This window comes from Novosphingobium sp. KCTC 2891, from assembly GCF_025938155.1.
Classification (GTDB): domain Bacteria; phylum Pseudomonadota; class Alphaproteobacteria; order Sphingomonadales; family Sphingomonadaceae; genus Novosphingobium.
Genome location: NZ_JAPCZG010000004.1, coordinates 137,044 through 159,240, shown reverse-complemented (window position 1 = coordinate 159,240; position 22,197 = coordinate 137,044). Strand labels below are relative to the sequence as shown.

At 67.9% G+C, this 22,197-nt stretch carries 25 protein-coding genes; 15 read left to right on the top strand and 10 right to left on the bottom strand.

All coding sequences use genetic code 11. From position 1 onward, the window contains the following. Positions 1-155: 155 nt before the first annotated feature. On the top strand, positions 156-1,850 hold the full coding sequence (locus tag OLX02_RS09745; protein WP_264422755.1) for a bifunctional metallophosphatase/5'-nucleotidase: 1,695 nt from the start codon (positions 156-158) through the stop codon (positions 1,848-1,850). On the opposite strand, the gene OLX02_RS09740 is transcribed toward OLX02_RS09745, so the two are convergent. Beyond that, a complete protein-coding gene (locus OLX02_RS09740; RefSeq protein WP_264422352.1) occupies positions 1,825-2,613 on the bottom strand; it encodes a DUF1295 domain-containing protein in 789 nt (262 codons plus the stop codon). The genes OLX02_RS09745 and OLX02_RS09740 overlap by 26 nt on opposite strands. Then, the gene (locus tag OLX02_RS09735) at positions 2,606-3,220 is read right to left on the bottom strand and encodes a lysophospholipid acyltransferase family protein (protein ID WP_264422350.1); all 615 of its coding nucleotides are present in this window, start codon (positions 3,218-3,220) and stop codon (positions 2,606-2,608) included. The genes OLX02_RS09740 and OLX02_RS09735 overlap by 8 nt, the downstream gene beginning before the upstream one ends. Before the next feature lie 98 nt (positions 3,221-3,318). Here OLX02_RS09735 and OLX02_RS09730 point away from each other — a divergent pair, with 98 nt between their 5' ends. From OLX02_RS09730 to OLX02_RS09710, 5 genes are all read left to right on the top strand, one after another. Next, positions 3,319-4,128, top strand: coding sequence for a histidine phosphatase family protein (locus tag OLX02_RS09730; RefSeq protein ID WP_264422347.1), 810 nt, complete (start codon positions 3,319-3,321; stop codon positions 4,126-4,128). After that, entirely contained in the window at positions 4,121-5,008 is an 888-nt protein-coding gene (locus OLX02_RS09725) for an NAD(P)H-hydrate dehydratase (RefSeq protein WP_264422346.1), read from the top strand. The genes OLX02_RS09730 and OLX02_RS09725 overlap by 8 nt, the downstream gene beginning before the upstream one ends. 64 nt (positions 5,009-5,072) lie before the next feature. Further along, complete coding sequence (locus OLX02_RS09720) at positions 5,073-5,540, top strand: MarR family winged helix-turn-helix transcriptional regulator (protein ID WP_264422345.1); 468 nt, start codon at positions 5,073-5,075, stop codon at positions 5,538-5,540. Beyond that, positions 5,533-6,603, top strand: a complete 1,071-nt coding sequence (locus tag OLX02_RS09715; RefSeq protein WP_264422344.1) for an HlyD family secretion protein — start codon at positions 5,533-5,535, stop codon at positions 6,601-6,603. The genes OLX02_RS09720 and OLX02_RS09715 overlap by 8 nt, the downstream gene beginning before the upstream one ends. Further along, the gene (locus tag OLX02_RS09710) at positions 6,587-8,173 is read left to right on the top strand and encodes a DHA2 family efflux MFS transporter permease subunit (protein ID WP_264422343.1); all 1,587 of its coding nucleotides are present in this window, start codon (positions 6,587-6,589) and stop codon (positions 8,171-8,173) included. Before OLX02_RS09715 ends, OLX02_RS09710 begins: the two co-directional genes overlap by 17 nt. Positions 8,174-8,204: 31 nt before the next feature. Here OLX02_RS09710 and OLX02_RS09705 read toward each other — a convergent pair whose 3' ends face one another. Then, positions 8,205-8,867, bottom strand: a complete 663-nt coding sequence (locus tag OLX02_RS09705) for a ferritin-like domain-containing protein (protein WP_264422341.1) — start codon at positions 8,865-8,867, stop codon at positions 8,205-8,207. Positions 8,868-8,874: 7 nt separating this feature from the next. Then, entirely contained in the window at positions 8,875-9,429 is a 555-nt protein-coding gene (locus OLX02_RS09700) for a glutathione peroxidase (protein WP_264422339.1), read from the bottom strand. Between the two features lie 159 nt (positions 9,430-9,588). Here OLX02_RS09700 and OLX02_RS09695 point away from each other — a divergent pair, with 159 nt between their 5' ends. Further along, positions 9,589-10,014: a DUF983 domain-containing protein gene (locus tag OLX02_RS09695; protein WP_264422338.1), complete on the top strand. Its 426-nt coding sequence runs from the start codon at positions 9,589-9,591 to the stop codon at positions 10,012-10,014. A 12-nt stretch (positions 10,015-10,026) separates the two neighbouring features. Here the strand turns inward: OLX02_RS09695 and OLX02_RS09690 are convergent, their stop codons facing one another. From OLX02_RS09690 to OLX02_RS09675, 4 genes are all read right to left on the bottom strand, one after another. Continuing rightward, entirely contained in the window at positions 10,027-11,163 is a 1,137-nt protein-coding gene (locus tag OLX02_RS09690) for an NAD(P)H-dependent flavin oxidoreductase (protein ID WP_264422336.1), read from the bottom strand. Positions 11,164-11,284: 121 nt separating this feature from the next. Further along, on the bottom strand, positions 11,285-11,968 hold the full coding sequence (locus tag OLX02_RS09685) for a glutathione S-transferase family protein (RefSeq protein WP_264422335.1): 684 nt from the start codon (positions 11,966-11,968) through the stop codon (positions 11,285-11,287). Positions 11,969-11,996: 28 nt separating this feature from the next. Next, positions 11,997-12,632 carry a CoA transferase subunit B gene (locus OLX02_RS09680; RefSeq protein WP_264422333.1) on the bottom strand — a complete coding sequence of 212 codons (636 nt, stop codon included), beginning with the start codon at positions 12,630-12,632 and terminating at the stop codon, positions 11,997-11,999. Next, complete coding sequence (locus tag OLX02_RS09675; protein ID WP_264422331.1) at positions 12,632-13,342, bottom strand: CoA transferase subunit A; 711 nt, start codon at positions 13,340-13,342, stop codon at positions 12,632-12,634. Before OLX02_RS09675 ends, OLX02_RS09680 begins: the two co-directional genes overlap by 1 nt. 91 nt (positions 13,343-13,433) lie before the next feature. Between OLX02_RS09675 and OLX02_RS09670 the strand changes: the two genes are divergently transcribed. Then, entirely contained in the window at positions 13,434-14,306 is an 873-nt protein-coding gene (locus OLX02_RS09670) for a LysR family transcriptional regulator (protein WP_264422329.1), read from the top strand. Positions 14,307-14,346: 40 nt separating this feature from the next. Here OLX02_RS09670 and OLX02_RS09665 read toward each other — a convergent pair whose 3' ends face one another. Continuing rightward, positions 14,347-15,003 (bottom strand): HAD-IA family hydrolase, encoded by a 657-nt coding sequence (locus OLX02_RS09665; protein ID WP_264422328.1) that lies wholly within the window; start codon positions 15,001-15,003, stop codon positions 14,347-14,349. A gap of 153 nt (positions 15,004-15,156) precedes the next feature. On the opposite strand from OLX02_RS09665, the gene OLX02_RS09660 reads away from it, so the two are divergent. From OLX02_RS09660 to OLX02_RS09645, 4 genes are all read left to right on the top strand, one after another. Further along, on the top strand, positions 15,157-15,936 hold the full coding sequence (locus OLX02_RS09660) for a universal stress protein (protein ID WP_264422326.1): 780 nt from the start codon (positions 15,157-15,159) through the stop codon (positions 15,934-15,936). 55 nt (positions 15,937-15,991) lie between these two features. Beyond that, complete coding sequence (locus tag OLX02_RS09655; RefSeq protein WP_264422324.1) at positions 15,992-16,468, top strand: COG3650 family protein; 477 nt, start codon at positions 15,992-15,994, stop codon at positions 16,466-16,468. 23 nt (positions 16,469-16,491) lie between these two features. Continuing rightward, positions 16,492-17,241, top strand: coding sequence for a class I SAM-dependent methyltransferase (locus OLX02_RS09650; protein WP_264422322.1), 750 nt, complete (start codon positions 16,492-16,494; stop codon positions 17,239-17,241). 285 nt (positions 17,242-17,526) lie between these two features. After that, complete coding sequence (locus tag OLX02_RS09645; protein ID WP_264422320.1) at positions 17,527-19,839, top strand: CDC48 family AAA ATPase; 2,313 nt, start codon at positions 17,527-17,529, stop codon at positions 19,837-19,839. 36 nt (positions 19,840-19,875) lie between these two features. On the opposite strand, the gene OLX02_RS09640 is transcribed toward OLX02_RS09645, so the two are convergent. After that, positions 19,876-21,192: a sensor histidine kinase gene (locus OLX02_RS09640; protein WP_264422318.1), complete on the bottom strand. Its 1,317-nt coding sequence runs from the start codon at positions 21,190-21,192 to the stop codon at positions 19,876-19,878. Positions 21,193-21,383: 191 nt separating this feature from the next. Between OLX02_RS09640 and rpmH the strand changes: the two genes are divergently transcribed. From rpmH to yidD, 3 genes are all read left to right on the top strand, one after another. Continuing rightward, positions 21,384-21,518 (top strand): 50S ribosomal protein L34, encoded by a 135-nt coding sequence (gene rpmH / locus OLX02_RS09635; RefSeq protein ID WP_264422316.1) that lies wholly within the window; start codon positions 21,384-21,386, stop codon positions 21,516-21,518. A 68-nt stretch (positions 21,519-21,586) separates the two neighbouring features. After that, a complete protein-coding gene (rnpA, locus tag OLX02_RS09630) occupies positions 21,587-21,970 on the top strand; it encodes a ribonuclease P protein component (RefSeq protein WP_413630184.1) in 384 nt (127 codons plus the stop codon). After that, entirely contained in the window at positions 21,967-22,176 is a 210-nt protein-coding gene (gene yidD / locus OLX02_RS09625) for a membrane protein insertion efficiency factor YidD (RefSeq protein WP_264422313.1), read from the top strand. The genes rnpA and yidD overlap by 4 nt, the downstream gene beginning before the upstream one ends. Positions 22,177-22,197 lie beyond the last annotated feature (21 nt).

Here is a 22,197-nt window from a genome sequence, read left to right as displayed (position 1 = left end):
GTTTCAATGAAAGGCGATGCCTTCACTGCGTCATCCATTCGGTCTAGGACCGGCAAGCTGTTGCAACCGTTACCAAAAGGCTGCCCGTGATCTCGCACACCCCTCGCGCTGTCGTTCTTCTCCTGCTCGGCACGCTGGCCGGCTGCGCGGCGCCGATGGCGGGCGGCGGTGGGCGTTCCGCCGCGCCGGTCGAAGTCGGCATCGTGGCCTTCAACGACTTCCATGGCAGCCTGGAACCGCCGCGCCAGTCGGTCGTCGCGCCCGATGGCAAGGGCGGGCAGGTGCAGGTGCCCGCCGGCGGCGCGGCATGGTTCGCCTCGGCGGTGGATAGCGTGCGCGGCAAATATGCCAACCACCTCACCGTCTCCGCGGGCGACATGATCAGCGCCTCGCAGCTTGCCTCGTCGCTCTATCTCGACGAGCCGGCGATCGGGGTGATGAACCGCGTCGGCGTCGATTTCAACGCGGTGGGCAACCACGAGTTCGACCGTGGCCGCGATGAACTGCTGCGGATGCAGAACGGCGGCTGCGCGAAGTTCACCGCCAAGGAGCCGTGCCAGCTTGAAAAGTTCACCGGCGCCACGTTCCGCTATCTCGCGGCCAGCACGCACGAGCCTTCGGGCGCCACGCTGTTCCCCGCCACCGGGCTGCGCAGCTTCGGCACGGGCAAGCGCCGCGTCACCGTGGGCGTCGTGGGTCTCACCCTGAAAGGCACGACCGATCTCGTCAGCCCCGCCGGCATTCGCGGGCTGACCTTCGCGGACGAGGCCGACACGATCAACGCCGCCGTCCCGCAGCTCAAGGCGCAGGGCGCGGATGCCATCGTCGTGCTGATCCACCAGGGCGGCAAGACGCAGGGCGCGCCCGATCCCAACGGCTGCAACGATCTGGTGGGAGAGATCCGCCCGATCCTGTCGCGGCTCGATCCGCGCGTCGACGTGGTCGTTTCGGGCCACACGCACTGGGACTATGTCTGCGACTGGAGCGCGGTCGATCCGGCGCGCCCGTTCCTGCTCACCAGCGCGGGCGTCTATGGCAAGGAACTGACCGACATCCGGCTGGAGATCGATCCCGCCGCGCACCGCGTCGTATCGAAGCAGGCGCGCAACGTGATCGTCCAGTCCGCGCCCTACACCTCGTCGAAGGGGCCGCTCGCCAACACGCCGCTGTTCCCGCAGTTCGCCCCGCGCGCGGACATTGCCGCCTATGTGCAGCGCTATGTCGATGCGTCGAAGGCCTTCACCGCGCGCGCCGTGGGCAAGCTGTCCGGCCCGGCCAGCAAGGGCGAGGGGCCGGAAAGCAACACCGGCGGCCCGCTCGGCAACCTCATCGCCGATTCGCAGCTGGAAGCGACGCGCGGCGCGGGGGCGCAGATCGCCTTCATGAATCCCTTCGGCATCCGCGCCGCGATCGTCCCGGCGGCGGACGGCACGGTGACGTTCGGCGACATCTACCAGGTCCAGCCCTTCGGCAACCAGGTCGTGACCGAGACGATGACCGGGGCGGAGATCAAGGCCGCGCTGGAGCAGGGCTTCGACGCCAATGGCCCGGAACAGGTGCTGGCCCCGTCACGCGGCTTTGCCTTCGCGTTCGACCGCACGAAGCCGGTCGGCAGCCGGATCACGGCGATGACGCTGGACGGCCTGCCGGTCGATCCGGCCCGCCGTTACCGCGTCACGGTCAACGGCTTCCTGGCGCTCGGCGGCGACGGCTTCTCGGTGTTCGCGGGCAAGCCCGAGGCGGTGACCGGGGCGACCGACATCGACGCGCTGGAAAGCTGGTTCCGCGCGATGCCCGTGCGCGACGTGCCGTCAGAGCCGCGTGTCAGTTCCGGGGCGGCAGGGGGATAAAGCCAGAGGTGCGGCGCACATAGTCGGCATAGCCCGGCCGGCGCTCGGCCATCCCCTTTTCCAGCAGCGGCTTGCCCGACCAGCGGGTGAGCGTGAAGGTGAGGAACAGCGGTCCCGGCAGGGCGGCCAGCGCGATGCCGGGGCCGGCTTCGGCCGCTGCCAGCCAGATGCCCCACCACGCGCAGCAGTCGCCGAAATAGTTGGGATGGCGGGTATAGCGCCACAGGCCGGTGTCGAGCACGCGGCCCTTGTTGGCCGGATCGGCGCGGAACCGGGCGAGTTGCCGGTCGCCCACCGTCTCGAACGCGAAACCGACCAGCCAGACGAGTCCACCGGCCATCGCCAGCGGCCCTGCCGCTGCGCCCGCGCTGGCGATGATGCCCAGCTGCGCGGGCAGGCAGGTCACGAACAGCAGCACCGCCTGCGGGCCGAACACCAGTTTCAGAGCGGCCGAGGCGAACCGCCCCTCGCGCTTTGCCCGGCCAAGAATGCGGGCATAGCGCGGGTCCTCGCCGTGCCCGCGCCACCGGACCAGCAGGTGAGCGGCAAGGCGCACGCCCCACGCCGTGGTCATTGCCGCGATCAGCGCTGCGCGTCCGCCCGGCGCGCCGACCTGCGCCCACGACACGGCTGCGAGCGCCGCCATGCCGCCCGCCCACACCGCGTCGATGAAGCTCACGTCCCCGATCCGCACGGCCAGCCGCCACAGCACGGCCATGCCCAGCGCCAGCGCGGCCGCGTTGAAAAGAAGCGCATCAGCCATCGAGCAGCTCCGAAAAGTCGGTGATGCAGCGGTCCGGGTGTTTCGGCGTCACGCTGCGATAGATCTCGGCGATCTGCGCCATGTCGGCGCGGTAATCGCCGGTCGGCATGATCGCCGGGCCAAGCCCGCCGGTCTTGGTGGCATAGTCCATCAGGCCCACCACCATCGGCACCCCCGCGCCCAGCGCGATCTGGTAGAAGCCGGTGCGCCACTGCTTTACTGCGCTGCGCGTGCCTTCGGGCGCGATCGTCAGCACGAAGCGGTCGCGCCGGGCGAACTCCGCGATCATCGCGTCCACCACGTTGCGCCGCGCCGACCGGTCGATCGATACCCCGCCCATGTCGCGCATGAAGCCGCCCAGCGGCCAGCGGAACAGGCTGTCCTTGGCCATGAAGTGCGCGTCGAGGCCGAGCGCGTTGGCAAGGCCCAGGAAATAGAGGAAATCCCAGTTCGACGTGTGCGGCGCGGCGATGATGACATAGCGCCCGCCCGGCGGCGGCGTGCCCACGGCCGTCCACCCCTGCATCCTGTAGAACCCCAGCAGCGCCCGCCGCATCGCGCGCGATGCCAGATTCGGCTGCCTCCGGGCCAGTTCGTGACCTTCCATCTCCCTCTCCCCCGTTCGCAGCCTACGCCCAAGCCGCGGCGCTGTCGAAGGGGAACGTGGGGGAACCGCAAGGCCTCCGGTGCCGTTGCCTGCATCGTATGACCAAGCACACCGGCCCGCATCCCGCTTCACCCACGCCTCCTCCCGCGATGCGCTGGCCCGCCGTGCTGTGGGTCGTGCGCCACGGCCAGAGCGCGGGCAACGTGGCGCGCGACCACGCCACCGAACTGGGACTGCCCCGCATTCCGCTCACGCACCGCGATGTCGATGTGCCGCTGTCTAAACTCGGGCAGGAACAGGCGCGCGCGTTGGGCCGCTGGTTTGCCGAGGCGCACGAGGACGGGCGTCCCGACGTGCTCCTGTCCTCTCCCTATGTTCGTGCGGTGCAGACGGCGCAGTTGTTCCGCGAGGAGGGTGGCTGCGCACCTGACGAACCGGTCTGCATCGACGAACGCCTGCGTGAAAAGGAGTTCGGGATTCTCGACGGGCTGACCACCACCGGCATCCGCGACCTGCAGCCCCAGCAGGCGGAGTTCCGCCGATTGCTGGGCAAGTTCTATCACCGCCCGCCGGGCGGTGAATCGTGGGTCGATGTGATCTTCCGGCTGCGCGCGTTGCTCGATACCGTATCGCTGCACCATGCCGGGCGCCGGGTGATGATCGTGGCGCACCAGGTCGTCGTGCTGTGCCTGCGCTACATTATCGAAGGACTGGACGAGGAGCGCATCCTCGCCATCGACCGCGAAGGCGATGTGGCGAATTGCGGGATTACCGAGTACCGGTTCGAGCGGCTCTCGAATGGTCACGGCCATCTCGCGCTTGCGCGCTACAACGTCACGGCGCCGATGGTGGCGGACGATACCGCCGTGACCGCCGAACCCGATGCGATGGTTGCCTCGCGTGGCTGACGGCGCGGACCTCCATGCGCTCGACAGCGACTGGCTGCGCGCACATCCCTTGCCCCAGCCGGCGGAGGACACCGACAAGAACGGGCGGGGCCGGGTGCTGGCCATCGGCGGCTGCACGATGGTGCCGGGCGGCATCCGCCTGACCGCGGAAGCCGCGCTGCGGGCGGGCGCGGGCAAGGTGCAGGTGGCGACCGTCGCCAGCGCCGCGCTGCCGCTGGGCGTGACCATGCCGGAAATCGCCGTCCATGCCATGCCAGAGGCAGCCAATGGCGAACTCGGTGTCTGCGGTCCGGCATTGCCGGACCTGATGGCCCGCGCCGACGCGGTGATCGCCGGGCCGGCGATGTCGTGCCGCGAGGCTGCCTCCCGGCTCGTTGCCGATCTGCTGGATGTGAACGCGAAGGCAGAACTGGTGCTGGATGCGGCGGCGCTGATGGTCCTGCCGGATCATGCCGACGCTCTCCGCCGCCGTACGCGGCCGGCGGTGCTGACGCCGCACGTGGGCGAGATTGCTGCGATGCTCGACGTGCCCGCAGACGAGATTGTCGCCGACCGCGTTGCGGCGGTGCGCCGCGCGGCTGATCGCTTCGGTGCGATCTGCGTGCTCAAGGGCGCGACCAGCCTTGTCGCCGCGCCCGATGCGGCCGTGCTTGCGTTTGCCGGCGGAGGCGTGGGGCTGGCCACCGGTGGGTCCGGCGATGTGCTCGCGGGTATCGCCGCCGGGCTCGCCGCCCGCGGTGCGCCCCCCCTGGAGGCGACTGCCTGGGCGGTGTGGCTCCATGGCGAGGCGGGGCGCCGCTGTGCAGAGCAGATGGGGCCGCTGGGCTTTCTCGCGCGCGAATTGCTGGCGCATGTGCCGGGCCTGATGCGCGCGCTCTGACTCCCCTATAACAAGTTATAGCCTTCTTGACGGTAGTAAGCATGGCTATTATCGCCACGACAGGATGCAGAACAACATCGCCTTTCTTGCGACCGATGTCGGCCGCCTGTTCCGCAAGCGCTTCGACCTTGTGGCGCGGGAATTCGGCGTTACCGGGCCGCAATGGCGCGTGCTCGCCGCGCTCCAGCGCACGCCCGGTATCAACCAGTGCGCGCTGGCGGCCTGGCTTGAAGTGGAGGCGATCACCGCAGGTCGTATGATCGACCGGCTGGAGAAGTCGGGCATGGTGGAGCGCCGGGCCGATCCTGCTGACCGGCGCGCCTGGCGTCTGTTCGTCACCGATGCCGCCGACCCGCTGATGGCGCGCCTGCGCGACTGCGCGGACCAGGTCTTTGCCGAAGCGCTCGAAGGCTTTTCCGATCCCGAACACGCCCAGTTGCTCGGCCTGCTGGAGCGGGTGCGGGGCAACCTTTCCGAAGAATCCCCGGTCGATCTCGAACCGGCGCCCAAAGCGAAACAGGCCCATGGCTGAAGCAGATCCGTTCCCCGCCAACCAGAACGCCGCCCAGGCCGCCCGCGAACACCAGTCGGAAACGCGGCGCAAGCGCGTTCGCCTGGCGCTGATGACGGTGGTCCCCATCCTGATCGTCGGCGCGGGCCTGTGGTACTGGTTCGGCAGCCCGGGCGAGGTCGAGACCGACAACGCCTACATCAAGCAGGACATCGTCTCGGTCGCGGGCGAAGTGAACGGGCTGATCGTCGCGGTCTCGGTGCGCGAGAACCAGCAGGTCAAGGCGGGCGACGTCCTGTTCACCATCGACCCGTCCTCGTTCAAGGTGGCGATGCAGCAGGCCGACGCGCAGATCGCCAATGCGCAGGCGCGCGTGACCGCGCTTCAGGCCGATGTCGGCGCCAACGCCGCCGACCTGGCCGGCGCGCGCGACGAGCTGTCGCTGGCGCAGGCCAACTATTCGCGCGAAAAGGCGCTGATGGAGCGCGGCTTCAACACGCGCGCCCGCATGGACGCGGCGAACTTCGCCGTCGCCAGCGCGCGCGACAAGCTGAACGCGCTCGACGCCGAAGTCGCCAAGGCGCAGGCGCAGCTCGCCACCGGGGCGCAGGTGCCCGGGGTCAATCCCGCCATCGCTGCCGCCCAGGCCACCCGTGCCAAGGCCGTGCTCGATCTCCAGCGTACGGTCATCCGCGCGCCCGCCTCGGGCAGGGTCACGCAGGTCAACCGGCTGCAGATCGGCCAGATGGTTTTCGCCGGCGTCCCGATGCTGTCGGTCGTGCGCGACGATGGCGCGCGGGTCGAAGCGAATTTCAAGGAAACCGATCTGGACCGGATGCGCGCGGGCCAGCCCGCCGAAATCCGGCTCGACGCCTATCCGGGCCTGCGCCTGAAGGGCCATGTCGACAGCATCGGCGCGGGCACCGGATCGGAGTTTTCGGTGCTGCCCGCGCAGAACGCCACGGGCAACTGGGTCAAGGTGATCCAGCGCGTGCCCGTGCGCATCGCCATCGACGAAAAGACCGACCGGCCGCTGATCGCCGGCCTGAGCGCCGCCGTATCGGTCCATGTCGGCAAGCACTGACGCCCGGCGGGCGGGCGGGGGTGCTGCGCGCCCGCCCGCGCATCCCGGAGCGCCGCTGCAGGTCGCCAATCGCCCTCTGCTGATCGCCGCCGTCATGGCCGCGATGGTCATGCAGATCCTCGACACGACCATTGCCAACGTGGCGCTGCCGCATATGCGCGCCTCGCTGTCCGCCACGCAGGAAACGATCACCTGGGTGCTGACAAGTTATGTCCTCGCCTCTGCGGTCGCGCTGCCGCTGGGGGGCTGGCTGGTCGCGAATTTCGGCCTGCGCCGGGTCTTCGTGATCTGCGTGGTGGGCTTCACGGTCGCTTCCGTCATGTGCGGCCTGGCCCAGAACCTGACCCAGATGGTGCTGTTCCGCGTGGCGCAGGGCCTGTTCGGCGCGTTCCTCGGTCCCTTCGCGCAGACGGTCATGCTCGATGTCTCGACGCCGGAGGAGCGGCCCCGGATGATGAGCATCTTCTCGCAGGGAATCATGCTCGGCCCCATCGCGGGGCCGGTGCTGGGCGGCTGGATCACCGAGAATTCGGACTGGCGCTGGGTGTTCTTCATCAATGTGCCGGTGGGGATATTCGCCGGCGTGGTGCTCATTGCGATGCTGCCGCGGGTGAAGTCTGTCCCGCAGCGCATGGACATCCTTGGCTGGCTGTTCGTGGCGCTGGCGCTGTCCTGCTTCCAGCTCATGCTTGACCGGGGCGAGACCAAGGACTGGTTCGGCTCGGGCGAGATCGTGACCTATGCGGTCGTCGCGGCGGCCGCTGCCTGGCTCACGGTGGTCCACCTCGCCATCACGCCGCGCCCGATCTATGCGCGGCGCATCTTCGCCGACCCCAATTTCGTGGTCAGCATGGGGTTGCAGTTCCTGATGGGCAGCATCCTCGTCTCCGTCTCGGCGCTGATGCCCGGCCTGCTGCAGAACATCTACGGCTATCCCGTGATCGATGCGGGCCTGCTGCTCGCGCCGCGCGGCATCGGGATGCTCGCCTCGATGATGATCCTGGGCAAGGTCATGGCCCGCATGGACCCGCGTCTCGCGCTCGCGATCGGGCTGGTCGTGACCGGCTGGTCGCTGCACATGATGGCGGGCTGGTCGCCCGATATGCCGACCTGGCCGATCGTCGTCTCCGGCGTGATCCAGGGAATCGGCATGAGCTTCACCTATATGCCGGTCAACCTGATCGCCTTCTCCACGCTGCCGGGCCAGTATCGCACCGACGCAGCGGGCCTGCTCAACCTGTGCCGCTCGATCGGGTCTTCGATCGGCATCGCGGTCGTCACCGTGCTGCTGTCGCAGGGCATCCAGCGCAACCATGCCGAACTCGCGGAGCGCGTCACGCGCATGAGCGTCCCGTTCGATCTCGACCGCATCACCGCCTATGGCGGCGCAGCAGAGACTGCGGCGCGGGTGATCGACGGCCTCGTCAACAAGCAGGCGGCGATGATCGCCTACCTCAACGATTTCTACCTGATGGCGCTGGTGTGCTGGGCGACGATCCCGGTGCTGTTCTTCGTGAAGGTGAACCGCAGCCCCACCGGCCCGCTGCCCCAGATGGCCGCCGACCACTGAGGACGGCCCTCCGGGGCGAGCGCATCGGTGTTCAACTCGCCGGTGCGGCTTCGTCCGGCCAGCGCGCCATGCGCGGGGTGCTTCGGCGCAGGAACAGCATCGGCAGCTTCACCAGCATCAGCGACTTGTGGATCCAGTAGTCGGCCCACCGCTCGCGCCACCGCGCGCGGGCGCGGCCATGCACGGCGAGCCACCGTTCGTAGGGTATCCAGTGATCCGGCTCGTCCTTCTCCACGATGCGGAACAGCCGGTTCATCACCGGGTCCGACCGGACGTGCCCGTTGCGCAGCAGCACTTCGACCTGCCGCATCCCGCGCTGCTCGGTCAGCATGATCACCCGGCACAACTGCTCGAACGCTTCCGGGCTGGAGACGATGGCGGCCGTGTCGAGTTCCTCGATCGTGCAGCCGAACACGCGCTGGATGAAATGGTCGATGTGCCCGCAGGTGCGGTCCACCATCAGCGGCATCCGCCCCTGCCGCTCGAACCAGCGCCGGAACATGACGTAGTGCTTGCGCTCGTCGCCGCGGTGCTTCTCGACCGCGGCGATGAAGTCCGCCTCGTCCGGGCACCGCGCCCGCACCGCTTCCAGCACGCGGTCGAGCGAGGTGTAGCCCCGGTACTCGTTGTAGATGTAGATCGAGGCGAGAACGTCGAGAAAACGCGCCCGGAACAGGGCGAGTGGGCCTGTCATGATGTCCTCAGGCCGTCCTCCCCAGTTCGGTCTCGATCGCGGTGACAAGGTCCGCATCGTCGGGCGCCACGGTCGGGGCGAAGCGCGCGGCCACGGATCCGTCTCGCGCGATCAGGAACTTCTCGAAGTTCCACAGCACTTCCGGGTCCGGGTTGGGCGTCATGCCATAGCCGCGCAGGCGTTCGCGGAAGGCTTCGGGATCGCCGCGCTTTTCCGGCACGGCGGCGGTCAGCGCTGCATAGAGCGGCTGCTTGCCTTCGCCCACCACGCTCGCCTTGGCGAACAGCGGGAAGCTCACGTTGAAGCCGGTTTCGCAGAAGGTGCGGATCTCGTCGTCGCTGCCCGGCTCCTGCGCGCCAAAGTCGTTGGCGGGAAAGCCCAGCACTTCCAGCCCTTGCGTGCCGTAGGTTTCCTGAAGCGCCTGAAGGCCCGCATATTGGGGGGTCAGTCCGCATTGCGACGCGGTGTTGACCACCAGCAGCACTTTGCCGCGATGCGCGCCAAGGCTGTCGGGCGAACCGTCGTTGCGGGTCAGGGCGATGTCGGGCAGCGGCTGGGTCATGTCGGCGTCCTCTTGTGTCAGGCTCTTCTTTCGGGCGCCGAATATGCGCGCCGTTCGGGCCTTCGACAATGGTCTGCGGTTCATGCGGTTCCGGGGAATGCGTCCTTGCCCTGTGCAAGGGGGCGTCCTATCTCGCCGGCGTAACCAAGGAAGCGTCGGATGGGTCTGTTCACCAACGAAAAGTTCCGCTGGATCGTCGAATCCGGATGGAAGGGACGCTGTCCGCGCTGCGGCAAGGGCAAGATGTTCGACGGCTGGCTCAAGCTGGCGGACAAGTGCGAAAGCTGCGGGCTGGACTACAGCTTCGCCAATGCCGACGACGGTCCTGCCTTCTTCGCGCTGTGCATCACCGCGTTCCCGCTCACGTTCGTCGCGGTGTGGGTGCAGGTTGCCTACGATCCGCCGTGGTGGGTCCACATGCTCACTTCGGTGCCGATCCTGGGCGTCGGCTGCCTTGCCACGCTGCGCCCGTTCAAGGGCTGGCTGGTCGCCTCGCAATACGTGAACAAGGCGGTAGAGGCGGGCACCGAGGGCCTCTGGGCCAAGCTCAATGCGCGCGATGCCGGGGACCAGCCGGAAGGCTGATCCCCGCCGGCGTCATTCGTCGCCGATCATCGCCAGCAGCCCACCGGCCGCTTCGGCGAACTCCTCGCGGAAGTCCTGCACCACGGCGCGGGCCGATCGGACCTGCTCGACCAGCCCCACGCCTTGCCCCACGAAGTAGCTGACCAGTTCCTTCGCACCGGCATTGCCGGTCGCGGCGGCTTTCTCGATCTGGCGGAACGAGGGTTCGGAGACGAGGCCCATCAGCGGCATCGGCAGCGCACCGGGGCTGCCCGGCCCGTCCCAGGCTTCGTGCCATGCCGATTTGAGCTGGCGCGCCGGCTTGCCGGTCCGGCTCTTGGAGCGCACGGTATCGCGCGAGCGGGCGGCGACCATCTTGTCGCGGAACGTCTCGCTCGTCTCGGCCTCGGTCGTGGCCAGCCACACCGAGCCGCACCACGCGCCCTGCGCGCCCATCGCCATCATGCCCGCCATCTGCGATCCGGTCATGATCCCGCCGGCCGCGAGCACGGGCGTCTCGTATCCCGCCTGCTTCAGCGCGCGGACCACTTCGGGCACCAGCACGATCGTCGCCACTTCGCCGCAATGCCCGCCGGCCTCGCCGCCCTGCGCCACGATGATGTCTACTCCGGCCGCCGCCTGGCGCAGCGCGTGTTCCTTGGCGCCCACCAGCGCGCCCACGGGGATGCCGCGCTTGTGTGCCTCCTCGATCATCCGGGGCGGGGCGATGCCCAGCGCGTTGGCGATCATCTTGATGGGATGGCGGAACGCCACTTCCATCAACGCGACGCCCACTTCGGGAGTGATGCCCACGCCTTCTGGCAGGGCCATGTCATCGGAGACGGCTGCCACGCCGTGGCTTTCCAGCACGCCAGTCGCGAAAGCGCGATGTTCGGGCGAGATCGCCTTGGCGCGTGCGGCATTGGTGGAAAGCGCTGTCACGCGCGGGTCGATGGTCTCGGGCACCAGCACGTCCACGCCGTAAGGCGCGCCGTCGATGTGCGCGTCGATCCACGCCAGTTCGCGCTCGAACTCCTCCGGAGAAAAGGCGGCGGCACCCAGCACGCCGAAGCCGCCGGCCTTGCTCACCGCCACCACCACGTCGCGGCAATGGCTGAACGCGAAAAGCGGGAATTCGCAGCCGACCATGCGGCACACGGCATTGTTCATGAAAGCCATCCTCTCTTGTACGCGGGTTCTTCGCGACCGCGCTTTTGACCGAGGATGTTCCACAACCAGTGCTGCAATTCCAGCCGGTTTTGACTAAGCGGATAATTAAAGGTGCGGCGGATCAGCCCTTGCGATAGTCTGCGGTGATCCGTCCGGCCTCGGCCAGTTCGGCCTCGTGGCTTTCCTCGCGCCACTCTTCGGCGAGCGCCTCTTCTTCCCACTGCCGCATCGCCGGGATGGCAAGGACATGGTCCACCCACGCCTGTCCGCGGCCCACGTCGAGGCCGTAGGTCCGCACGCGATACGCGACCGGGGCATAGAACGCGTCCGCCGCGCTGAACGCGGGGCCGGCGAGGAACGGTCCGCCGAAGCGGTCCAGCCCTTCCTCGAAAATCTCGCGGATGCGCGCCACGTCGCGGGCCAGCGCGGGGCGCATCGGCTTCGGCTCCACCCGCACGCCCACGTTCATCGTGCAGTCGTTGCGCAAGGCGGAAAATCCGCCGTGCATTTCCGCCACCACCGCCTGCGCCCATGCGCGCGCGGCCGGATCCGCCGGCCACACACCCTGGTGCCGGTCGGCCAGGTAGAGCGTGATGCCCAGCGAATCCCACACCCGCATCTCGCCGTCGATCAGCACCGGCACCTGCCCCGTGGGGGAAAAGGCGCGGAACTCATCGTAGTTTGATGGCTTGGTGAACGGCTCGATCCGGTCGATGAATGCGATGCCCAGCGCCTTCATCAGCACCCACGGCCGCAGCGACCAGCTGGAATAGTTCCGGTTGGCGGTGATGAGCGTGGTGGTCATGCCGTTCCCCTTGGCGCCAATGCGCGCGCTATCCGATGTAGTGCGCGGTGGTCTTCGCTTTCACTTCCTCTGCCGTGACGCCGGGCGCAAGCTCGATCAGGCGGAAGGGCGAGGAATGATCCGGGCGCTGGAACACGGCGAGGTCGGTCACGATCATGTCCACCACGTTGCGCCCCGTCAGCGGCAGGGTGCAGGCGGGAATGAACTTGGAGCTGCCGTCCTTGGCCACGTGCTCCATCACCACGATGATCTTCTTCACGCCGGCGACGAGATCCATTGCGCCGCCCATGCCCTTGATCATCTTGCCCGGCACCATCCAGTTGGCGATGTCGCCGTTCTCGGCCACTTCCATCGCGCCCAGCACGGTCAGGTCGATGTGCCCGCCGCGGATCATGGCGAAGCTCTGCGCACTGTCGAAATAGGCCGATTGCGGCAGTTCGCTGATCGTCTGCTTGCCGGCGTTGATCAGGTCGGGATCTTCGTCTCCGGCATAGGGGAAGGGGCCGATGCCCAGCATCCCGTTTTCCGACTGGAGCGTGACCGTCATCCCCGCCGGAATATGGTTCGCCACCAGCGTCGGGATGCCGATGCCCAGGTTGACGTAGAACCCGTCCTGCAATTCGCGCGCGGCGCGGGCGGCCATTTCATCGCGTGACCAGCTCATCAGGCCGTCTCCCTTTCGCGCACGGTGCGGAACTCGATCTTCTTGTCATAGGGCGCGCCCACGACCAGCCGCTGGACATAGACGCCGGGCAGGTGGATCGCATCGGGATCGAGGCTGCCCGTGGGCACGATTTCCTCCACCTCGACCACGCAGACCTTGCCGCAGGTGGCCGCGGGCACGTTGAAGTTGCGCGCCGTCTTGCGGAACACCACGTTGCCCGTCTCGTCCGCCTTCCACGCCTTCACCAGTGCAAGGTCGGCGAAGATGCCGCGTTCGAGGATATAGTCCTCGCCGCCGAATTCCTTCACTTCCTTGCCCTCGGCCACCAGCGTGCCAACGCCGGTCCTGGTGTAGAAGCCGGGGATGCCCGCGCCGCCCGCGCGCATCCGTTCGGCCAGCGTGCCTTGCGGGCAGAATTCCACCTCAAGCTCGCCCGAAAGGTACTGGCGCTCGAATTCCTTGTTCTCGCCCACATAGGACGAGATCATCTTCTTCACCTGCCGCGTGCGCAGCAGCTTGCCGATGCCTTCGTTGTCGATCCCGGCATTGTTGCTGGCAAAGGTCAGGTCCTTCACCCCCGCATCGCGCACCGCGTCGAGCAGGCGCTCCGGAATGCCGCACAGACCGAAGCCTCCGCAGGCGATCAGCAGCCCGTCGCGCAGCAACCCGTCCAGCGCGGCGGCGGCGTCGGGATAGACCTTCGAAGCCATGTCTCTCTCCCTTGTGGAATGGCCGCATGGTAGCGCGCCGGATCAATCGCAAATAGCGATACTTTTTTATCTGATCTGATAGATGTTGGCTATGAGAAGGCTTGCCCTCTATCACCTCGAAACCCTGCTGTGGATCGCCCGGCTCGGTACTTTCCGCGCCGCGGCGGAGCGGCTCAACACCACCCAGCCCGCCATTTCGGCGCGCGTCCGCGAAATGGAGGAGCGACTGGGCGTGGCGCTGTTCCGCAAGGAAGGGCGGGGCATGGTGCTGACCGCCCGGGGCCGCGAACTGGTGCGCGATTGCGAGCCGCTGTGGGCCGGGTTCGAGCGCGCGTTGCTGCGCGCTTCCGATTTTGCCGGGGCGACCGGCATCGTCCGCGTCGGCTCGGGCGAGATTGCCGCAGCGACCTGCCTGCCGGGGTTCGTCCACGCTGTCGAGCAGGAACTGCCTGGCGTGGCGCTGGAGATCGAGATCGACCTGACCGCGCGGATGCTTCAGCAGTTGCAGGCGGGCACCAGCGATCTGGTGTTCCTGGCCGGCCCCGTCGCCAGCCCCGGCCTTGTCACCGCGCCGATCGGATCGGTCGGCCTGGTCTGGGCGGCCAGCCCGGCCACCGCGCGCGCCGGCGGCTTTGCCCGGCCCCTGCCGGTATGGTCGCTGCCGGCCAATTCACCGATCCACGGCGTGATGCGTGAAACGCTGGCCGAGCGCGGCATCGCGCCCCGCGCCATCGGCACCTGCAACAACGTGCGGATGCTGGTGGAAATCCTCATCGGCGGAGAAGGCGCGGCGGTGCTGCCCGAACCGATGGTGCGGGGCGAACTGGCGGCGGGCACGCTGGTCGAAGTCCTGCCCCGCCCGAAGCGCAAGCTGCGCTTCGAGGCGGCGATCCGCGCGCGCGAGCAGGACCCGCTGATTCTCGAACTGTTCCGCCGCGCCTCGGCGCTGCGGATTGCGTCCTGATCCAGCCCGGGCGCCAGGACGCCCCGGGCGCTGGAAGGCTTCAGGCCGTCGCGAGCAGGTCCAGCCCGACCGCCGCCGAAAGGTCGGCCAGCGCCTGTTCGCCGCTCGTCACCTTGATCGCGTGCATCCCCAGCATCGCCGCCGGCTTGCAGTTGATGCCAAGGTCATCGAGATAGACGCAGGCCGCCGGCGTAAGGCCGAGGTGGTCGCACATCATCTGGTAGATGCGCGGGTCGGGCTTGCGCACACCGGCCTTGCTGCTTTCGATCACGTGCTCGAAACGGCCGAAGATCTGTTCCATCTCGTCCGCGCTGTCGCCGCTGCGCGCCATGCCCGCGCCGTGCCCGGTGGGGACGTTGTTGGTGATGCAGCCCAGGCGGAAGCCTTGGCCTTTCAGCGTGTCGAGCGCGCGGACCATCGCGGGACGGACCGCGCCCGCCAGCACGTCCAGCACCGCCCGGCCTTCCAGCACATGGCCCAGCGCGGCGGCTTCGGCGGCGAACAGCGTGTCGAACGTGTCGCGGTCGATCTCGGCCCGCTCGAACAGTGCCCAGGCATTGGTATCGGGATTGGCGGCGTTGATCGTGCGGATGAAGTCGCGGGGCAGGCCCCGGCTTTCCTCCAGCCGGTTGAACGCCTCGAACGGGGACGAGGTGATCACGCCGCCGAAATCGAAAATCACCGCGTCGAATGCCATGCCGTTCTTGTCCTTTGCCTGTCTGCCAACCTCCTTAACGGCTCGGTTAAGGTCTGCAAGCATCGTGGATCGCCGCTTCGATTTGACGTGGATCATGGTAGGCTGCGGCCCAGGGGGCGAAAGAAAGCCTCCTATAAGAGAAGGAGGATCCCCATGCGCTCCATTCTTTGTCCGGCCGATAGCGCGGCCACGCTTGACGACCGCGTCGAAACCGCCCTCGCGCTGGCCCGCGCCAAGTCCGGCCACGTGACTTTCCAGATCGCCACCCCGTTCGCGCAGATGGCCCTGTGGGAACCGTTCGGCGGTGCCGCGCTGTCCGCCGCCGCGATCAACGAAGTGCGCACCCAGGATGAAAAGCTCGCAGCCGAGCTCAATGCCCGGCTCGGCCGGCAGGACGTCGCTTTCGACGTGACCGTGATCGACGAGGGCCGCATCGAAGGCCTCGCCGCGGCCTCGCGCTTCGCCGACCTGATCGTCGCCAGCCTTGACGATCCCGCGCTGGAGGAAGTCGGCCTCGAAGTGCGCTGCCCGGTGCTGGCAGTGCCGCGCGGCACGCCGCTGCTGCGCTTCGACGTGCCGGTGCTGGTCGCATGGGATGGCGGGTACGAAGCCGCCAACGCCTTGCGCGCCTCGCTTCCTTTCCTGCGTATGGCCAGCGCGGTCCACCTGCTGACCGTGCGTGAGAAGTCCGAGGATTTCCCTGCGTCCGAAGCGGCCAGCTACCTTTCGCGGCACGATATCCATGCCGAAGTGCATGAAGCCGAGCCGAATGGCACGATCGCTTTCACCATCGAGGAAACCGCGCGCCGCCTCGGCGCGGGGCTGGTGGTGATGGGCCTGTTCGGCAAGAGCCGCCTGCGCGAGCTTCTGCTCGGCGGCGTTTCGCGCTCGCTGCTCGACCGCTCGCTGGTGCCGCTGCTGCTGGCGCATTGACCTCGGCACGGTTATGCCTGTCCCCGCAGTCCGGGGGCAGGAGAACCGAACGAGCGTGATTACACTCCGAAATGCCAGCACTGTTGCGGCAAGTTTCCTGTTGCTGGCGGGCTGTTCGCGGCCTGCGCCCGCGCCGGTCGATGCGACCGCGCCCGATGCCGCCGCCTCCGCCGAAGTGCAGGCGCGCGCCGCGCCCGGTTCGCCCGCTTCCCCATCTGCCGCAGCCGTCCCGGCGATTGCCATGCCCGAGCGGCTGCGTGCCGTGGGCACCGAGCCGTTCTGGGGAGCCGATATCGACGGCGCCACGCTCACCTACAGCACGCCGGAGTTTCCCGATGGCATCCGCATCACCGTGGCGCGCCAGGTCGGGGCGACGTTTGTCGAATATTCGGGAACGCTCGACGGAAAGCCGCTGACGCTGCGGATCGAGAAAGGTCCTTGCAGCGACGGCATGTCCGATCAAATCTACACCTATCGTGCCACCCGCGCGATCGGGCCGGATATCGAACGCGGCTGCGCGCGCCGGCGCTGAGCGGCGACAATGGGGAGAATACGATGAATCGCACGATCATCCTGGCCGCCGCGGCCGTGCTGGCCGCCGGGCAACCCTCGCTCGCCTCGGCGAAGCCCGATGACTATGCCGGAGCGCTGGCCGACAAGGCGCGCAGCGAAGCCAGCCGCAAGCTTGACGAGAGCCGGATGCCCGCCGCGATTCTCGACTTCGCGGGCTTCCGCAAGGGAGACACGATCGCGGATTGGGGCGCGGGCGGCGGCTACTATTCCGAGCTCATCGCCGATGTCGTGGGGCCGAAGGGCCGGGTCTATGCGGTGAACATGCCCGCCTTCCACAAGCCCGATGCGTGGGCGCCGCTGCTGAAGGCCCACCCCAATGTCCTGCCGATGGTGGTCCCGGCGCAGGCGCAACTGCTCGCACCCGCCAGTCTCGACGGCATTTTCGCGCATCTCGAATATCACGATCTCTACTTCGTCTCGGAAAAGTACCAGCATCCCGCGCTCGATGTGGACGCGGTGCTGCGCAACTGGTTCGCGGCGGTGCGGCCCGGCGGCCGCGTGGTCATCGTCGATCACGTGGGGCCTGCCGGTGATCCGCGCGATATCGTCGAAAAATTTCATCGCATCGATCCGGAGCGGGTGCGCGCCGATCTGGAGCGGGCCGGCTTTGTCTTCGACGGGGCCAGCGACGTGCTGCGACGCAGCGAGGATCCCCACGATATCGGGGTTTTCGACCCGTCGGTGCGCGGAAAGACCGACCGTTTCGCACTCAGGTTCCGTCGACCCGGCTGATTTCCGATGTCTTTTGTGCAAAAAATGCAACTAGGATGACCCATTTCGCACTTGCACAAAAACGGGGGTCGGAGCATATCAAAATTGCCTTTCAGGCATCCTCTCCCAAAACTTTCCGGCCCGGTTGGCAACAACCGGGCCATTTTTTTGCCCTGCTCCGGGATATTTCGGGTCACCCATGGGGACCAGGGGCACCTTCTTCCGCCTTCCGCGTTTGAAAAGCCGTCCATCGGTTCCTAGCTGAGGTTCCGGTGCATTTACGCACGGGACGGAAAGAAGGGGCCAATGGCAGAAGCGGCAACACTTCCCGAAAGCAAGGTCGTGCGGCTTCAGGTCGCGGGATCGCGGCAGGAGGAGAGCGGACACGGCATCGCGCGCATCAGCCGCGCGGTGATGGGCCAGCTCGGCGTGACCGAGGGCGACGTGATCGAGATCATCGGCAAGCGCAGCACCGCCGCGCGCGCCGTGCTTCCCTATCCCGAGGACGAAGGGCTGGAACTGGTCCGGCTCGACGGCCTGCAGCGCGCCAACGCCGATGTCGGCTCGGGCGAACATGTGGAAGTTCGCAAGGCGGACAGCCGCCCGGCGCAGCGCGTGGTCTTCGCGCCTGCCCAGCGCGACCTGCGCCTGCAAGGCCCGGCGGCCGCGCTCAAGCGCAATTTCGCCGGCCGTCCGCTGGTGACCGGCGATCTGGTGGCGACCGCGGGCCAGCAGCAGGTCAACCGCGGCGACATGCCGCCGCAGCTGCGCCAGATGCTCAACGCGCCGGCCTTCGCGCTGACGCAGATCCGCCTCACCGTCGTCTCGACCAGCCCCAAGGGCATCGTCCATATCGACGAGAACACCGAGGTGGAACTGCGCGCCGAGTACGAGGAGCCGCGCAGCAGCCGTGCCGACGTCAACTACGACGACGTGGGCGGCATGGGCGATACCATCCGCCAACTGCGCGAAATGGTCGAACTGCCGCTGCGCTATCCTGAACTGTTCACCCGCCTGGGCGTCGATCCGCCCAAGGGCGTGCTGTTGCACGGCCCGCCGGGAACCGGCAAGACCCGGCTCGCGCGTGCGGTCGCCAACGAAAGCGATGCCTCGTTCTTCACCATCAACGGCCCGGAAATCATGGGATCGGCCTATGGTGAGAGCGAGAAGCACCTGCGCGAAGTGTTCGAGGAGGCGACCAAGGCCGCACCCGCGATCATCTTCATCGACGAGATCGATTCGATCGCGCCCAAGCGCAGCCAGGTCACCGGCGAAGCGGAAAAGCGGCTCGTCGCGCAGTTGCTGACGCTGATGGACGGGCTTCAGGCCCGCTCCAACCTTGTCGTCATCGCCGCCACCAACCGGCCCGACGCCATCGATGAGGCACTGCGCCGTCCGGGCCGTTTCGACCGCGAGATCGTGGTCGGCGTGCCGGACGAAAGCGGCCGGCGCGAGATCCTCGGCATCCACACCCGCGGGATGCCGCTGGCCGGCGATGTCGATCTGAAGGAGCTGTCGCGCACCACGCACGGCTTCGTCGGTGCGGATCTTGCCGCGCTGGCGCGCGAGGCGGCGATCGAGGCCGTCCGGCGGATCATGCCCAAGCTCGATTTCGAGCAGCAGACGATCCCGCAGGACGTTCTCGACGCGCTCCGTGTCGAACGCGACGATTTCCTCCAGGCGCTGAAGCGCGTGCAGCCTTCCGCAATGCGCGAAGTCATGGTCCAGGCGCCGACGGTCGGCTGGGCGGACATCGGCGGCGTGGATGCGGCGCAGGAGCGGTTGCGCGAAGGCGTGGAACTGCCGCTGAAGAACCCCGAGGCCTTCCACCGCCTCGGCATCCGGCCGGCCAAGGGCTTCCTGCTCTATGGCCCTCCCGGCACCGGCAAGACCCTGCTGGCCAAGGCGGTTGCCAAGGAGGCGGAGGCGAACTTCATCGCCATCAAGTCCTCGGACCTGCTGAGCAAGTGGTATGGTGAAAGCGAGCAGCAGATCGCGCGGCTTTTCGCCCGCGCTCGTCAGGTCGCGCCCTGCGTGATCTTCATCGACGAGATCGACAGCCTCGTCCCGGCGCGCGGCAGCGGCGTGGGCGAGCCCCAGGTCACGGCGCGGGTGGTCAACACCATCCTTGCCGAGATGGACGGGCTGGAGGAACTCCAGTCGGTCGTGGTCATTGGCGCGACCAACCGGCCCAACCTCGTCGATCCGGCGCTGCTGCGGCCGGGCCGGTTCGACGAACTGGTCTATGTCGGCACGCCAAGCCTTGAAGGGCGCGCGCACATCCTGCGGATTCACACCGAGGGGATGCCGCTGGCCGGCGACGTGGACCTCGACGCGGTGGCGCGCGAGACCGAGCGCTTCACTGGCGCCGATCTGGAAGACGTGGTGCGCCGCGCCGGTCTCAACGCCATCCGGCGGGCGGGCGGCGAAGTGCAGCAGGTCAACGGCACGGACTTCGCCGAGGCGCTCAAGGATTCGCGCGCCACGGTGACGTCCGAGATGGAAGAGGATTATGGCCGGATGAGGGGCGAGCTGAAGAAGCGCGCCATGGACCCCGGCCCGATCGGCTTCATCGCGCCCGGCATGGTCCAGCCCACGCGCGAATCGAAGCACGGATGAGCCAGGAAGGGGGAGGGCGCCAGCTCTCCTCCTTCTTCATCCCTCGCGCGGGAAGTCCATCTCCACCACGATCCCGTGGCTTTCAAAGCGCCGCGTGATCTTGCCGCCCAGCTGGCGTTCGGAACTGCGGATCAGCATCGTGCCGAAACCTTCGCGGCCGGGCTTGCCGCCCTGCGGAATGACCGCGGGCGCATCGCTGTGCTCTTCCCAGACGACGCGCACACGGCCCTCGTTCTCGCGCCAGTCCACCCGCAGCAGGCCGCCGGGGCTGGCCCATGCCCCGTACTTCACCGCATTGGTCACCAGTTCATGGAGCACCAGCCCCAGCGGCGCCGCGTGCCTTCCGGAAATCACCAGCGAGCCGCCGGTCAGTTCGCAGCGCTCGCTGGAGGAACGGTAGGGCGCGATCGCCTTGCCGATCAGGTTGGCGATATCGACATGGCTTTCGCCCGGTGCGCCCTGCGTCACGTCGTGCGCGGTGACCAGCGCGTGGATGCGCTTGGCGATGCGGTCCACCGCGGGTGCGGCCGGGGCATCGCCCCGCGCCGACATCTTCACGATAGCCAGGATCACCGCGAACAGGTTCTTGACCCGGTGGTTCAGCTCCTTGGCCAGAATGTCCGCCCGGTCGCGCGCCTCGGCGATGGCATCGGCGTTGGAAGCAGCCGCTTCGGCCCGCGCCGTGCGGATCGCCTGCCACAGGCCCAGCACGAGCGCGATCACGATCACCACGAACAGCAGCGCCAGCGACGGCACCACCCGCGCCTCGGCCGCCGCCGCGCGCTGTGTCGCCTCGTCCAGATGGACGCGCTCGATCATCTCCAGCTTGGCCACCGTGGCGCGCAGGTCATTCATGGCCAGCTGGCCTTCGTCGCTGAGGATGCGGGTATTCGCATCGACGATGCGCCCCTGCTCGACCAGCCGCACGGTCCCGGCCATTTCGGCCCACTTCGCGTCGCCCAGCCGGTCGATTTCATCCAGCAGCGCGGTCTGCTTCTCCGTGGCCTCGTCGCCGATGCGCTCGCGCAGCGCCTGCGCCTGGCGCTCGTAGTCCTCGCGGCCGCGGAAATACGGCTCGAGGTAGCGGCGGTCATTGGTGATGAAATAGCCGCGCTGCGCGGTCTCGCCGTTGATCGTCGCGGAAACCAGCCCGTTGAGCGCGGCCAGCACGGCCGACGTGCGCGTCGCCTGCGTGCGCTGTACGCGTTCCGCCTCCACCGTGGCGAAGATCATCGTGAACGTGCCGAGCAGGGCCATCGCGACGACTGCGAAGAGGATAAGCGAAGGAACGCGGGGCGCGCGCTGCCACCACCGCACGGGCGGCCGGGGAGCGGCGTTTGGATCTGGGACCATGCGCGGGGCCTAACGTAAGTTCACCGAGCCAGCAACCGGCCAGCGCCCCCGATTGCGGCCGGCGGAAGGGCGGCGCGGCCTTGCAATGCTTGACCTTCGCCCCGCTGTCCCGTATCGGCCGCCCCCTGATTCCGCATCCCGTCGCTTGCGGCGGTGATCAACCATTCGATTCGAGCGAAAAGAGCAGAGCCATGAAGCGCACTTTCCAGCCCAGCAACCTCGTGCGTGCCCGTCGTCACGGTTTCCGTACCCGTACGTCCACCGTCGGTGGTCGCAACGTGCTGCGCGCCCGTCGTGCCCGCGGCCGCAAGAAGCTGTCGGCCTGATCGCTTCGGCGTCAGCCGTACCCGTGGCAGACGCGCCGGCACCGGGCCGGGAACCGCGCCTCGCCACGATCAGCAAGAGGGCGGACTTTCTGGCCGCCAACCGCGGAATCCGGGTCGCAAGGCCCGGATTCGTGCTGTTGGTGAACCCGCTTGCCCGCCCCGATGGTTCGCGCCGGTTCGGCGTGACCGTCACCAAGAAGATCGGCAACGCGGTCGTCCGCAACCGCATGAAGCGCCGCTTCCGCGCATTGTTGCGCGAACTGCTGCCCGATCAGGGCATGGCGGGCGCCGACCATGTTCTGATCGGCCGTGAAAACGGGATCGAGCGCGACTTCGGCCTGCTGCGGCAGGAACTGGTGCAGGCGCTCTCCCGCGCGCTGGCGGGCAAGGGCGATCCGCCCCGTTCGCGCGGCGGCCGCGGCAAAGGCCCGGCCAAGGGCCCGCGCAAGTGAAACGCCTGCTGATTCTCGTCGCGCGCGGCTGGCAACTCGGCCCTTCGCGCGTCCTCCCGCCATCGTGCCGCTACAGTCCTTCGTGCTCGCAATACGCGATCGAAGCGCTGGAAAAGCATGGTGCGATTAAGGGTGGCTGGCTTGCCATGAAGCGGCTATTGCGCTGCCATCCTTGGGGCGGCCACGGCTACGATCCGGTGCCCTGATCCGGGAAACTCCCCGATCTT